Source organism: Armatimonadota bacterium (assembly GCA_016125185.1).
Taxonomy (GTDB): domain Bacteria; phylum Armatimonadota; class Fimbriimonadia; order Fimbriimonadales; family Fimbriimonadaceae; genus Fimbriimonas.
The window spans coordinates 153,479-166,156 of sequence record WGMG01000002.1 but is presented as its reverse complement, the minus strand read 5'-3'; the positions used below and the strand labels follow the sequence as shown (position 1 = coordinate 166,156).

Genomic DNA, 12,678 nt, shown 5'->3' with positions numbered 1-12,678 from the left:
GACTCAGAGTAGAGTGAGACTATGGCAGTGACATTGAAGACCGTGGCCGAACGGGCGGGGGTGACCCCGACCGTCGTTTCGCGTGTTTTGCACAACAAAGCTCTCTCGATCCGGGTTAGCGAGGCAACGGCTGAGCGGGTTCGACAGGCGGCAAAGGATCTGAACTACCGCGTGAATGCGGCGGCTCGGGGCTTGCGAGAGCGGCAAACGATGTCGATCGGCATCTTGCATGGGGTTGGATTCGGTCGTCCCCGCTTTGACTACGGAAGCCGGTACTTTGCTCAATTGATGGACGGCATCGTCGAGGGGGCATTCAACCACGGCTATAGCGTCACTCTTTGTCCGAAACTCCTCGGTGACGATCCGACCGATGCGCTAGCCGACGGTCGCTTCGATGGCCTCGTCTGGTACAGCACGTCGCCGAGCGAGGAGAATCACCAACTTCTGGAAAAGACGTCCTTGCCGTTGGTCCTTATCCACTCGACTGGCGAGGATTTTGGTGGGCGTTTTCCGACGGTCATTTGCGACAACTATCAGGGTATCGGCCTCGCGCTCGACCATTTGCAGTCGCTCGGTCATCGGCGAATCGGCTTCGCTATCGTTTCGGAGGACTCCTTTGGGGAGGGGAAGATTCGACATGACGCTTTCGTTGCCCAAATGCTGTCGCGAGACCTCCCGGTTTCCGAGCGAGACATCGTCGATGTCAACTGGGATGGGGCGGGCTTTGGTCGCTACCTGGACGACGGGATTCGCCACACGGCCTTTCTCGCCGTCAGTGATGGCGCGGCGGGCAGGATGATCGAAACTGCCCAGAGCCGCGGGCTGAATATTCCCAACGACCTTTCCATCGTCGGATTCGATTCCACTGCGTACTGCAACGAATTTCGACCCTCGATCACCTCGGTTGCCCAACCGCTTTTCAAGATCGGCGAGACCGCCATCGACCTACTGGTGAAGACGATCCAGCAGGAGACGGTCCCCGACAAGCACCTCGTCATCCCTTGTGGCTTCGACCTTCGCGAATCCACCACGTCCCCACCCTAATCTTAGAGAAATAATCATGAAACGTAGAGGTTTCACGCTCATCGAACTACTCGTCGTCATCGCTATCATCGCGATTCTTGCCGCTATTCTTTTCCCTGTCTTCGCCCAGGCCAAAGCCGCCGCTAAGAAGACTTCCGACCTTTCGAACCTGAAGCAACAGACGCTAGGCGTCATCATGTACGAATCCGACGTCGATGACGTCGTGCCGTTCGGACTCGACGCCAACTGGCAGGCCGCTTGGCCCCTTCTCGTTACACCGTACATCAAGAGCGGCGCCATGGGTGCACAGGATTACGGCAAGAGCGCTGGTCTGTTCCGAAGCCCGTTTGAGACCAACTCGGCTCCGGCCGCAGGCGTCGATCCGGTCGGTTGGGCCCTTGGCACGACCATTTCCTATGGTGCTAACGGCTACTTCGACTGCGATAATGGGTGCGTGCTCCACGGACTCTTTACCCCGATGGCGCAGGGATGGATTCTGCCCGACACCAAGAGCGCAACTGCGGTAACCAAGCCAGCCGAGACGATTATGCTCGCCAACAAGTACAACGGCGAAGCCGTCGCCTACGGAAGTATGGGCGTCTATTCGGCCTTCTACGGATCGGTCTTCATCGGCCCCGAGAACTGGTTTGACTGGGCCGCACCTGGCGAAATACCGAACGGCAACCCGAACGCAGGCTGGATCAACGGCGCGGTCGGCGCGGCTTACCCGCTTGGCTCGCGCGGTGCGGTTGGCCTGACCACTGCCAACACGTCCAACTTCACCTTCTCGGATGGCCACGCCAAGGCGATGAAGCCAGAGGCTACCAATCCCGATCCGATTGGCAAGCCTGACCTCAATATGTGGAACGCAGATCGATAAGTGAGTGTTTGGGAAGGGCTTCGGCCCTTCCCCCTCTTTTTTGAAAGATCATGAAGATACTCAGCCTGTTAATCGTTGTTTCGGCTTGTCTCGCGGGATGTGGGTCGGCCGACTCGTCCATGAATTCTGAAGAAACAAAAAACTTTGCTCCGCCCAAGGATGCGAAGCGGGATCCCAAGGCAACTCAGGGAATCGCCGATTTCAAGAAGCGCTTTGAGGAGAAGCACGGCGGCGCGACCAACATGCCCGCCAACGCCTCCAACGGGGCTTAAAGCTTTTCTGACCCAAATTATCGTGAACTTGCCCCCGTCTCTCGGGGGCTTTTTTGTCAGATCTTGGCTTGGTGGAGTGCTTCGGCCAGCTTCTTCGCGGTGTCGGGAATTGCCTTCGTCGTTCGGTAGGACGCTCCGAATTCCAATTGGATCGCCGCGATTCCATCCTTGCCGTAAGTCTGGACCGTGTATCCGCCGTCAAACTTGGGATTTTCCGGGTCGTGAGCGTTCTTCATGGTCGGGAAAATCTTGATTCCCGACGCCTCGAGTAAGCCGAGGAACGACGAGGGACCGAAGAGGTCATTGTCCGAAAGGCCAGCGATGGTCTTGAGGTTTTGGGTCCCACGGAAGACGGTGTCCTTGTCCGCACCCTGACCATGGATGTCGATCAACAGTCCGTGTCCAAACTTTGCCCGGACCGCGTCGACCGCCTTCTTGACAGCCTCATGATAGGCTTTGTACTGTTCGCGGGCGTCGTCGGACTCCGCGCCGGATTCGATGGGGCGATTGACGTCGACGTATTTGCGCGAAAATTGGGCGATGACCACCCAAGGCTTCTTGCCAAAGAGTCTTTCAACTTCCTTAGCCGTCGCCCTTGCAAGGTCATCGGTGCGTGTATCGGTGACGACGACGAACTGTTTGGCCCCGTTCCCAGTGCGAACTCCACCGGGAATTTCCGTGGTTCCGCCGTGCGGTGCGGCGAGGATGATGGCGAGATCGCCCTGCACCGTCTCAATCAGGCTGAGTGAGACGAGCAGGGCGATCATAGGGTTAGCCCTTGAGCTTGATGGTGATGATCTCGAACGGCTTGTACGAGAACTGGACCAGTCCGTCGTTGACGTCGAGGTCGGCGATCTCGTTCTCTTCGAGGTCGCACAAGACGGCTTCGCCTGGAGCGTTCACACAGAACAGCTCGGCTTGGCCTCGGCTGTTGTGGCACTCGTAGAGTCGGATGATCAGATCGTCCGAATCCTCGGCCTTCTTCACCGTTTCGATGACGATGTTTCGGTCGTCGCAGGTCACCAGCGGGTCGAGCTGAGTCGCAGGTCCTGCCGTTGGCTCGATCATCGCCGCGCGGAGCGGCGAGTTGTGCGCATAGGCGGCGTGGACGACGTCCGCATAGTTATACGGCCCGAAGTGCGGCAACAGGACGTAGCTGAACCGGTGCACGCCCATGTCGCACTCGGGATCCGGTGCCTTGGGAGCGCGCAGGAGCGACATTCGCATCACGTTTCCGTTGATGTCGTGGCCGTACTTGCCATCGTTGATGAGGGCAACACCGAGGTCGCCCTCGCTGAGATCGACCCACTTCTGGGCGCACACTTCGAATCGGGCCATGTCCCAACTCGTGTTGTAGTGCGTCGGTCGCTCGACATTGCCGAACTGGATTTCGTAGGTTGCACGGCTGGAGTTCACCTTCACCGGGAAGGCGACCTTCAGCATCTTATCCTCTTCGTGCCAGTCGATCTCGGTGTCGAAGCGGATACCTGGCGTGGGGCCGAGCGAAATGCGCTGGCGAATGGTAGATTGTCCGAACTTCTTGACGATTTCGATCGCGACTCGGACCGGACCCTTTTCAACCAACTCAACGCTTTCGCTCTTCAGCAGGTCTTGGGCGGTCTCGTAGGCATAAACGTCGACGTCCCATGCGCTCCAGAACAGCGGCTTGTCTTCCATCAGTTGGAACACGTTGGCCAGCTTGCCCGGCTCGACAAACTCGGTGCCGTCCTCCAGACTTTGAATCGAGGAGATGTTGCCGTTGACATCGAACCGAACCGAGAACTGATCGTTCTCGAGCTTTCGCGAAGAGCCTTTCAGGCGGTTCTTCAGCGGGGTGCCGGACTCCTTAAAGTCGCCGACGGCGACCGTACTGAGGGCATCCTGCGGGGTCTCGAAGATCAGCTTTCGTTCGCCGAACTCTTCGACAAGCTGAACCGGAAGGAATTCATCGCCGACCTTGAGGCCGACCGGAGTTTCCTCGTCGGTCCACGGAATCGACGCCTGGGTGGGAACGTTGCCGTTCTGGAACATCGCGATCGGCTTGCTGAACTCAGACGAGTCGAGCCTTTTGCTGATCGCCTTCAGCGAATCCTGGATGACTTCGTTGCCCATCTTTTCGACGGCTTCGTAGTCGACCTTGCTGTCCACGTAGACTTCGTGGACGGACGAACCGGGAATGATGTCGTGGAACTGGTTGAGGAGCACGAGCTTCCAGGCTTCTTCCAGCTTTTTCGACGGGTGCTTGCCACCGGCAAAGAAGGCGAGCCAGTCGGCATCGCGGAGCAGGAACTCGCAGTCGCGGTTCGACTTCTTGTTTGCGGCTTGGCTGGTGTAGGTGCCACGGTGAAGCTCCAGGTAGAGCTCGCCGACCCACGTCATGAGGTCTTTGCTCTTGGCTTTGGCATCCCGGAAGAAGTCGATGGCCCTCTTACCGAACATGACTTCGGGGTAGTTCGGCGCCATTCGTCCGCGCTGGATGAATTCTAGGTGTCGCTCGGTTGGGCCGCCCCCACCGTCGCCGTGACCGAACACGTACAGCGAATTCTCGGATCGAGCGTGATCCTTGTAGTTCTTAACCGACTTGATGACTTCCTTTGGCTCACACGACGCGTTATAGGTGTCGGCAGGAGGGAAGTGGGTCCAAACCTTGGTGCCATCGATGCCCTGCCAGTAGAAGGTGTGGTGCGGGAACTTGTTGAACTGGTTCCAGCTAATCTTCTGGGTGAGGAAGTAGCTGATGTTGAACTTTTCGAGAATCTGCGGAAGCGCCGCAGAGTAGCCAAAGACGTCCGGAAGCCACATGTCGTGGGTGGTGTAGCCAAGCTTCTCCTTGAAGTATCGCTTGCCATACAGGAATTGGCGAACCAATGACTCGGCGCCCGTCAGGTTACAGTCGGCTTCGACCCACATGGAGCCAACCGGCTCCCACTGGCCTCGGTCGATCGCCGCCTTCACGCGCTCGAACAGCTTCGGATAGTCTTTCTCCAGCCACTCGTACTGGCTGGCCTGCGAGTGGACGAAGATGTACTGAGGGTACTTCTCCATCAGCGAAAGCTGAGTCGCCGTCGTGTGGGCCATCTTCTGCTTGGTGATCGAGATCGGCCAAAGCCAAGCAGTATCGAGGTGGGCGTGACCTACAGGGTAGATGGTGTGTTTGTACTCGGAATTCAGACTTCCAAGGGCGTCCTTGATGATCTTTCGGCTTCGCGTAATGGAGTCCAGGCCATCCTTCGCGAAGAGGTTGATGACCTCGTTAAGGGCTTGGAGCAGAGTGTAGAACGACGGATCTTCCTTATCGACGCTCGAAAGCAGGTCATAGGCAAAATCGACGTCGAAATAGAGAGCCTTGACATCGTTGTTGACGATGACGAGATCGGCAAATTCGACCTTCTCGACCTTGGGTTCGCGCGGAAGCTCCTTGAGGTGAACGCGGCATTGCGGGTTCTTGGTATACGCCTCAATGACGTAGCTGACGTTTTCGCCACCCTTCACGGGGCCTTCGGTCGGAAGAGTGCCGCCGGTCAGAAATCCAAAGTCGGTGTGTTCGTAGTCGACGCCACGGAACGGGGAGTTGTCCTTCCAGAGAGTGCGTTCACTACCGATTTCGGCGTAGACGACGACTTCTTTGCCTTCCCACTCCTTCGGCACTTTGCCGGAGAGGCGGAACCAGAAGGTGGTGTAAGCCGGCCCGTACTCAAATCCCTTCTCGACCTCTTGCCAAGGTCCTTTCTCGGCTTCCTTCTGAGTCTTGCAGGGGTTGGAGTTGACTTCGATCTTCAAGCCATGCCGATCTCCGTAGATTCTGGGCTTGAGTTCGGTCTTCAGAAATAGACTAATTCGTCTTAAAGTAAGGTCAGAGTGTTTGAGCATTGGGGGTAAAAACCAGTAGTTTACTGAACTGGGGCCTAAAGTTTCTTGATAAAAGGAGTGACTATTAATATTGGGGCCGAACCCATATAAATGCTGGGTACCGTCATAGCAACGTTGTATGGCGAGAGCGATTTTCGCTCTCTGTCGCGTGTTGCCCGGCACACCCAGATACTCTCATGCCTGAGAAAGGCTTTTGGCGATGAGAGCGACGTGGACTGGGACGACGTCGTCGAGGCTCTGCGACGCAACAATTTCGTTCAGGAAGCCCTCTTCATTGCTACCAAGCACAACCGCGAAAGAGGAGCTGCCCTGATCCAGGAAGGCAAGGTGATCACCTTGGCCTGTGAATGCTACCCCCAACTGCTCATCGCGAACCTAGGCGTGAATGCACCTCCGATTTTCTGGATCAGCGACCCTCGATTGCGCGAGGAGACGCCCTGGATGAACCCGGACGGCTCCCAGCGGGTGTGCGTGTCCGGTGTTGGCTGCCGACAGCCGCTGGGAGTTGGGCTTGCGATTGCCACGAAGGTGGGCGAGTGGGTTGCGTCGCGCGGCTACTTCGCTGTCTCCGGCGGCGCGCAAGGATGCGACGAGGCCTTCGGAAATTCGGCCCTGAAGGCAGGTGGCCAAGTGGTTCATATCTTGCCTCATGGCCTCAACAAGCTTCCGCGAAACATTTTTGGCTATGCCATGTCCGTCTGCCCGCCCAATGAAGCGTTCAGCGCCGCGCGGGCCATGGAACGGAACGCGTTGATTTATGGCTTCGGGCATTCGACGGTCGTTTCATCGGCTCGCTTCCGCATGGGTGGATCGTGGCAAGGGGCGGTGGCGGCCCTGAAGGTCAATCGGCCCGTCATGGTTGCGGATTGGACTACGGTCGGTTTTGCTTCGACGGCCAAGGAGTACACCGAAGGCACCTACGGGTTGGCCCAGAGGGCCTTCAAGAACCTCGGCGCTTTTCCGCTCGTGCTCGATCTGGCGTCGTTCGCTCAGGATATCGACGCAAAGCTAGACGAGGGGCTAGATTGGTCCTTCTCTCGCATTGCTGGAGAGATGAACACCGGCCTTTTTGCTTCCTAGTTCAGTCTGCTACTGAATTCGATTGAGGACATCGGCCACGGCTTTGTACTCGTGCCCTTCCCAAACTGCTACGTCATCGTTGAATTGATCGATCGACGCATTGTAGTTGTGAACGAGTTGCTTGTAGTCCTTCATCGATGCGGGATCGAGAACGTACTTGTTCTTCACTAGCTTTGGCGGATGAGCCTCTAAGAAATCGAGAATTTTGGTGCGGCTGTCCGCCACCGTCTGATACTCCGTTCGAGCCTTGATTCTGAGGTTCTGGACCTCAAGATCGCCTTTGGATGAGAGTGAGTAGTTGTCACGCCACGTGTCCATGTACTGGGAGAAGATCAGACCTTCGGAGTCGAGGAAAACGACAATTCCTTCGTCGAACACGCGACAGTCGTGCCGAGACTTCGGCTGGGCTTCGATGGTGCCCGCCTTAAGCGTGATGAGCTTGTCTGGATTGACTTTGCCGACTTGCTTCTCCAAAGTTGCCTCTGCCTTGCACAGGTCGACAAAACAGTTCTTAAAGGAAATCGAGAGTGGCTGGGTCGCTTGGACCTTAAGGTTAATCCTGGGCAAGTCCTCATTCTTCACGCCCTTGAGCATCGCATCAATCTCCGACTTCGCTTTCGGAAGATTGGACTGGACCTTGTGCGGTGCCTTCACTAATGAGTTAATGGCCAGCCCCTTGATATACATGAAGCCAAAGGCTCCCAGGGCGATCATAAATGGCGAAGCATAGTACCAAGGCTTTGCACGGTTTTGGACTGGAGGCGCGTATGGCCGATAATGCGACATAGATATGTCGATTTTCGGAAGTTTTAGGCCGGAATCTTTACAATTTCTGGTTGCCGCAGCTTGGTGGCCACGACAACCAGATTAAGACAATTAGTCGCAGCGCCAGTAGTAGGTGTCGTCGTAGGCGGTGCCGCTTCCGGTGGCTTCGTTCGACTTGTGTCCGGCTGGGTCGACGATTTCATTGTCGAAAGCGCCGTAATTGGTCACCGACTTGGCGTGGGAATCGGCGAAGATCACGGAGCCGCCCACTGACGACCAGGTCTGGAAGTAGCCGCAGTCGTAGCCGTACTTGGTGCAAGTCGGATCATTCTCTTTCTTGAAGAACGGCATCATCTCGATGCGGATGGAGCGGGTGTTCGACGGGTCGGAGAATGACGTGTCTGTCACGGTCCAGTTCTCCGTTCGGGGAGCATCGTTCTGCATGCTAAAGCCGGCCACGACGGTGAAACTGCACTTGCCGAATCGGTACGAAGAGCCGTACGCTTGCCAATAGGTCGAGCTCGGTCGGCTGGTAAGACCGGGGTCAACGGCCAAATATGGGCCGCCGGAGTCGAGCGGGCTCTTAAAGATGTCTTTGCTCTTCACATAGGGTAGCAGTTGCATCTCCGTACCAAGGTGACCGGTCAACCATGGGGCCGGAGTGGTGTTGTAGGCGTGGAAGATCGGCAGCACGTCGTCGTTGTCGGTGCTGTACATCTTCTGAGAGAGGGCGATCTGCTTCGCATTGCTAAGGCACGCGGTGCGTTTCGCGGCTTCCTTGGCCTGGGCAAAGACGGGAAAGAGGATCGCGGCGAGAATCGCGATGATCGCGATGACCACGAGAAGTTCGATTAGCGTAAAGGCTCGTTTCATATTCGGTCCGTGCGAACTGCCGCAAAAAATGATAATCGCGGCAATTTCGGAACGGATCCGGTTCTGCTCACGCTATCCCTACGCTGGTACTAACCAGATCAGGTTCAAGGGTCGAGTGGTGTAATTCCACAATCTCAGCCAATTCAGGCTCCCCTCGCGGGCTGTTCGTACACTCTATTTTACGTCATTTCAGTCCGACTTCGTACGGAGCATCATCATGAGGCCCCACGAGTTGCGGACCGACGTGACGGTCAGAAGCATGATGGGCGTGAGGAGAAGGTACATCAGTGTTGCGATTTCAAACCGGATCAGCGAAAGCGCCAAAACGACCGCGTAGCTGGCGAACGCCATGTAATAGGAGCGGTGAAGGAAGGGCGTGGTCGGGTCCGACTTCTTCAGTCCTCGGTTGCGAAGGGTGATCGTCCAGAACAAGCCGATGACGCCGACGGCGGCCATAGGAATGATGAGCTGGGGCCGAACCCGCATCGGCACGAGCATCTGGAGCGAAAGGGTCAACAGCATCAGATAATTGCTGAATGTGAGCCGGGCGAGCCTTAGAAAGTGGGAATTCTCTTCGTCGTGGATTTGGTTGGCATGGAGGGAGAGGGAGACGAACAGCAGACCCATGAGAGTCGCAGTGGCACCGGCCAACGTGAAATAGAACGTCTGCCACTCTTTCAGTAGGTCACCAATGCTTTCCATGGACGACGAAATTGTACTGAAGACCGAGAATCCGGTCAACTCAACGCCGGGCTATCGAACCGCGATGCCTCAAAATCGACCGGAATCAGCCAACATATACGGTATCCCAGTAAAAACACTGGGGCAATCGATGTCGGTAACCGATCTAGTCAAGCTTGTCCGCGTGAAGCAGTACACGAAGAATGTCTTCGTGTTTGCCGCGTACATCTTCTATGTCGAAGGTTGGCAGACTCCTGGCGCGATCAAAGCCGTTCTGCTTGCGTTTGCTGCGATGTGCTGTGCGTCGTCGACGACCTACATCGCCAACGACATCTACGATATCGAGAAGGACCGCAACCATCCGGTCAAGAAGAATCGCCCTTTGCCCTCGGGACGGGTGCCGGTGCTGGTTGCTTTCACGATGGCCGTGGTCCTGCTCATCGCCTCCGTCGTTCTCGGCTTTCTTTCGAATATCCAGGTTGTGTACGGCTTGGCCGCCTACCTGCTGATCCAGGTGATGTACAACCTTTGGCTCCGCAACAAATCGGTCGCGGATGTGGCCTGCATATCACTGGGGTTCGTTATCCGCGTCGTGATCGGCGCGCTGGCAATTTCGGCCCACGTTTCGGGTTGGATTCTGCTTTGTACGGCGACGCTGGCGCTGATGCTGGGCTTTGGTAAACGCCGACACGAATACATTCTGATGGGTGACGACGCCCACACGTCGCGCAAAAGCCTGGCGGAATACACGCATCAGTCGTTGGATATGCTGGTCATGTTTTCGGCCACCTGCGCGGCCCTCACGTACAGCGTTTACTCGATCGAGAGCCCGACCGCGCGAAGCTACCCAGGCATCATCCTGACCACACCGTTCGTCATCTACGGGATTGCGCGGTACATCGTGATCGTTTTTGGGAGCGGTGAGAGCGGAGAGCCTGAGTCGATGGTTCTGCGCGACCCCCACCTTATCGTCACTTTCGTCGGTTTTGCCGCCGCCGCCGCGATCGGGCTTACCAATGTGCCCCTGCCTTTCCTCTATCGATGAAATATAAGACTGCCATCGTCATCGGCGCGTCCAGCGGAATCGGGCGCGAGATCGTCCGCATTCTCGCTCAGCAGGGAGTGAAGGTAGCCGCAGTTGCGCGCCGTCGTGCGTTGCTCGACGAACTGGCGAACGAATTTCCCAATCAGGTCTTGGCGTTCGAACACGATGTCTTGAACACGGGCGAAGTACCTGAGCTTTTCTTGGACATGACGAAGCAGTTGAATGGGCTCGACCTCTTCGTGTACTGCAGTGGCGTGATGCCGGAAATAAGTCCCACCGAATTCAATTTCGAGAAGGACAAATCGATGGCCGACGTCAATATGGTTGGAGCGATCGCTTGGTGCAACCAGGCCGCCGAACGATTTATGAACACGAAGCACGGGTACTTGGTCGGCATCGGGAGCGTGGCTGGCGACCGAGGGCGACAGCTTCAGCCGGTGTACAACGCGAGCAAGGCGTTCCTACACACGTATCTGGAAGCCCTGCGGAACCGGTTGTCGCGCTACGGCGTTGTCGTGAGTACGATCAAGCCGGGGCCAGTGGAGACCGATTTGGCAAAGCATATGACGATGAGCAAGATGCCGGTGCGAACCGCCGCCGAGATTTGCGTTTCGAAGTTTGACAAGAACGGCGAACACTATTTGAAGCTGTTCCACCGCCTCGCGTTTTACATCATCAAACGCATCCCCAGCCCGATCTTTCGCAAGCTGAAGATATGAGCTCCGCTGGCTTAACCCTCGATCACCTGGACCGGATCAGCGGATTCGGGCAGTCGGGGCATACGGACGCCTTTGTGTATCGACCCACCTCGGTCGACGAGGTTCGCGATGTGTTTGCGTTGGCGCGGACTTCTGGCCGCCAAGTGACCCTGCGCGGGTCGGGCCGAAGCTACGGCGATGCCAACGTCGGCACCGAAAAGTTGGTGATCGACATCACGCGGATGAACCGAATCCTCCATTGGGATAAGGAGACGGGCGTCATCGAATGTGAGGCAGGAACAACGATCGAGGGCTTATGGCGCTACTGCCTGGAAGACGGCTGGTGGCCTCCCGTGGTGACGGGAACCATGTATCCGACCCTGGCGGGTGCTTTGGCGATGAACGTCCACGGCAAAAACAACTTCTGCCAAGGAACGATTGGCGAGCATGTGCTTGAACTGGACGTTTTGTATCCAAACGGGACGCTGGCAACCTTGACACCCAGCGATGAGCGATTCTTTGAGGTGGTTTCATCGGCGGGTCTGTTAGGCGTAATCACACGCGTTCGATTGCAGATGCACCACGTTGCGAGCGGAAATCTGAAGGTCTACGCCGAGGCGGCGCACAACTGGGATGAGCAGTTCGAAATGTTTCAGCGGTTCGAGCACGAGGCGGACTACATGGTCTCGTGGGTGGATTGCTTTGGTCGAGGTAACGGCGCCGGAAGAGGGCAGTTTCACGCCGCTTGGTACGATAAATTCGATGATCCCAAGAGTCGCCGAGCCGACGCTCAAGACCTGCCGCCGCTGATCATGGGGTTCTTTCCGAAGGCGATGGTTTGGAAGATCCTGAAGATGCTCTGCAACCGAACGGGGATGCACCTCCTCAATTGGATGAAGTACGTTGCGGGAACCAAGCTGGGCAACAAGAAGACGCACGAACAGAGCCTGGTGGCGTTCTCATTCCTGCTCGACTACGTGCCGGATTGGCGTAAGGCATACGAGCCGGGCGGGTTCATCCAGTATCAGACTTTTGTGCCGAAGGGTTTTGCTCAGCGCGTTTTCGCCGAACAGGTTCGACTTCAGCAGGAGTACAAGCTGGAGTCATATTTGGGAGTGCTGAAGCGGCACCGAGAAGACAAGTTTCTGTTCTCCCACGCGGTGGACGGCTATTCGCTGGCCCTGGACTTCAAGGTAACAGAGCGCAATCGCGAGCGGCTTTGGGAACTAGCCCACAAAATGAATGACCTGACGCTTTCCTGCGGGGGGCGGTTCTATTTTGCGAAGGATTCGACGTTGCGGCCGTCGGATGTGGCGGCATATTTGGGCGAGAACCTAGATCGGTTCTTTGCGATCAAGGCCGAAGTCGATCCCGAGAATCTGCTGACGAGCGATTTGGCAGAGCGAGTTGGGTTGACGAAAAGTTCCTGTCCGTCCTTTGGATGACGGGAAAGTTTTGACTTGTTGGTTTGAATTGCAGATAGCACTATAC

The 12,678-nt window shown here is 56.6% G+C and carries 12 protein-coding genes and 1 riboswitch; of the genes, 7 read left to right on the top strand and 5 right to left on the bottom strand.

Features of this window, described 5'->3' with window-relative positions; translation table 11 throughout:
• Positions 1-21 precede the first annotated feature (21 nt).
• The 3 genes from GC165_03990 to GC165_03980 are packed head-to-tail and all read left to right on the top strand — an operon-like array spanning position 22 to position 2,175.
• On the top strand, positions 22-1,044 hold the full coding sequence (locus GC165_03990) for a LacI family DNA-binding transcriptional regulator (protein ID MBI1332022.1): 1,023 nt from the start codon (positions 22-24) through the stop codon (positions 1,042-1,044).
• Between the two features lie 16 nt (positions 1,045-1,060).
• Positions 1,061-1,903 carry a prepilin-type N-terminal cleavage/methylation domain-containing protein gene (locus GC165_03985; protein ID MBI1332021.1) on the top strand — a complete coding sequence of 281 codons (843 nt, stop codon included), beginning with the start codon at positions 1,061-1,063 and terminating at the stop codon, positions 1,901-1,903.
• A 50-nt stretch (positions 1,904-1,953) separates the two neighbouring features.
• Entirely contained in the window at positions 1,954-2,175 is a 222-nt protein-coding gene (locus GC165_03980; GenBank protein MBI1332020.1) for a hypothetical protein, read from the top strand.
• A gap of 56 nt (positions 2,176-2,231) precedes the next feature.
• On the opposite strand, the gene GC165_03975 is transcribed toward GC165_03980, so the two are convergent.
• Together GC165_03975 and GC165_03970 are read right to left on the bottom strand one after the other, a co-directional pair.
• Positions 2,232-2,942 carry a hypothetical protein gene (locus GC165_03975; GenBank protein MBI1332019.1) on the bottom strand — a complete coding sequence of 237 codons (711 nt, stop codon included), beginning with the start codon at positions 2,940-2,942 and terminating at the stop codon, positions 2,232-2,234.
• A gap of 4 nt (positions 2,943-2,946) precedes the next feature.
• The gene (locus tag GC165_03970; GenBank protein MBI1332018.1) at positions 2,947-6,045 is read right to left on the bottom strand and encodes a hypothetical protein; all 3,099 of its coding nucleotides are present in this window, start codon (positions 6,043-6,045) and stop codon (positions 2,947-2,949) included.
• Between the two features lie 90 nt (positions 6,046-6,135).
• On the opposite strand from GC165_03970, the gene GC165_03965 reads away from it, so the two are divergent.
• Positions 6,136-7,125, top strand: a complete 990-nt coding sequence (locus tag GC165_03965) for a hypothetical protein (GenBank protein MBI1332017.1) — start codon at positions 6,136-6,138, stop codon at positions 7,123-7,125.
• A 9-nt stretch (positions 7,126-7,134) separates the two neighbouring features.
• On the opposite strand, the gene GC165_03960 is transcribed toward GC165_03965, so the two are convergent.
• From GC165_03960 to GC165_03950, 3 genes are all read right to left on the bottom strand, one after another.
• The gene (locus tag GC165_03960) at positions 7,135-7,839 is read right to left on the bottom strand and encodes a hypothetical protein (protein MBI1332016.1); all 705 of its coding nucleotides are present in this window, start codon (positions 7,837-7,839) and stop codon (positions 7,135-7,137) included.
• Positions 7,840-8,001: 162 nt separating this feature from the next.
• Positions 8,002-8,763 carry a prepilin-type N-terminal cleavage/methylation domain-containing protein gene (locus GC165_03955; GenBank protein ID MBI1332015.1) on the bottom strand — a complete coding sequence of 254 codons (762 nt, stop codon included), beginning with the start codon at positions 8,761-8,763 and terminating at the stop codon, positions 8,002-8,004.
• A 57-nt stretch (positions 8,764-8,820) separates the two neighbouring features.
• Positions 8,821-8,928: riboswitch (TPP riboswitch) on the bottom strand.
• A gap of 24 nt (positions 8,929-8,952) precedes the next feature.
• On the bottom strand, positions 8,953-9,465 hold the full coding sequence (locus GC165_03950; GenBank protein MBI1332014.1) for a hypothetical protein: 513 nt from the start codon (positions 9,463-9,465) through the stop codon (positions 8,953-8,955).
• Here GC165_03950 and GC165_03945 point away from each other — a divergent pair.
• The 3 genes from GC165_03945 to GC165_03935 are packed head-to-tail and all read left to right on the top strand — an operon-like array spanning position 9,455 to position 12,632.
• Positions 9,455-10,489: a decaprenyl-phosphate phosphoribosyltransferase gene (locus tag GC165_03945; protein MBI1332013.1), complete on the top strand. Its 1,035-nt coding sequence runs from the start codon at positions 9,455-9,457 to the stop codon at positions 10,487-10,489. The two genes, GC165_03950 and GC165_03945, sit on opposite strands and share 11 nt — an antisense overlap.
• Positions 10,486-11,208: an SDR family NAD(P)-dependent oxidoreductase gene (locus tag GC165_03940; protein ID MBI1332012.1), complete on the top strand. Its 723-nt coding sequence runs from the start codon at positions 10,486-10,488 to the stop codon at positions 11,206-11,208. The genes GC165_03945 and GC165_03940 overlap by 4 nt, the downstream gene beginning before the upstream one ends.
• Complete coding sequence (locus GC165_03935; protein ID MBI1332011.1) at positions 11,205-12,632, top strand: FAD-binding protein; 1,428 nt, start codon at positions 11,205-11,207, stop codon at positions 12,630-12,632. Before GC165_03940 ends, GC165_03935 begins: the two co-directional genes overlap by 4 nt.
• The last annotated feature ends 46 nt before the right edge of the window (positions 12,633-12,678 follow it).

Bases quoted from the DNA above. Each gene is read 5' to 3' on its own strand.
- GC165_03990 (MBI1332022.1), top strand. From the start codon at position 22: ATGGCAGTGACATTGAAGACCGTGGCCGAACGGGCGGGGGTGACCCCG.
- GC165_03985 (MBI1332021.1), top strand. From the start codon at position 1,061: ATGAAACGTAGAGGTTTCACGCTCATCGAACTACTCGTCGTCATCGCT.
- GC165_03980 (MBI1332020.1), top strand. From the start codon at position 1,954: ATGAAGATACTCAGCCTGTTAATCGTTGTTTCGGCTTGTCTCGCGGGA.
- GC165_03975 (MBI1332019.1), bottom strand. From the start codon at position 2,942: ATGATCGCCCTGCTCGTCTCACTCAGCCTGATTGAGACGGTGCAGGGC.
- GC165_03970 (MBI1332018.1), bottom strand. From the start codon at position 6,045: ATGCTCAAACACTCTGACCTTACTTTAAGACGAATTAGTCTATTTCTG.
- GC165_03965 (MBI1332017.1), top strand. From the start codon at position 6,136: ATGCTGGGTACCGTCATAGCAACGTTGTATGGCGAGAGCGATTTTCGC.
- GC165_03960 (MBI1332016.1), bottom strand. From the start codon at position 7,839: ATGATCGCCCTGGGAGCCTTTGGCTTCATGTATATCAAGGGGCTGGCC.
- GC165_03955 (MBI1332015.1), bottom strand. From the start codon at position 8,763: ATGAAACGAGCCTTTACGCTAATCGAACTTCTCGTGGTCATCGCGATC.
- GC165_03945 (MBI1332013.1), top strand. From the start codon at position 9,455: ATGCTTTCCATGGACGACGAAATTGTACTGAAGACCGAGAATCCGGTC.
- GC165_03950 (MBI1332014.1), bottom strand. From the start codon at position 9,465: ATGGAAAGCATTGGTGACCTACTGAAAGAGTGGCAGACGTTCTATTTC.
- GC165_03940 (MBI1332012.1), top strand. From the start codon at position 10,486: ATGAAATATAAGACTGCCATCGTCATCGGCGCGTCCAGCGGAATCGGG.
- GC165_03935 (MBI1332011.1), top strand. From the start codon at position 11,205: ATGAGCTCCGCTGGCTTAACCCTCGATCACCTGGACCGGATCAGCGGA.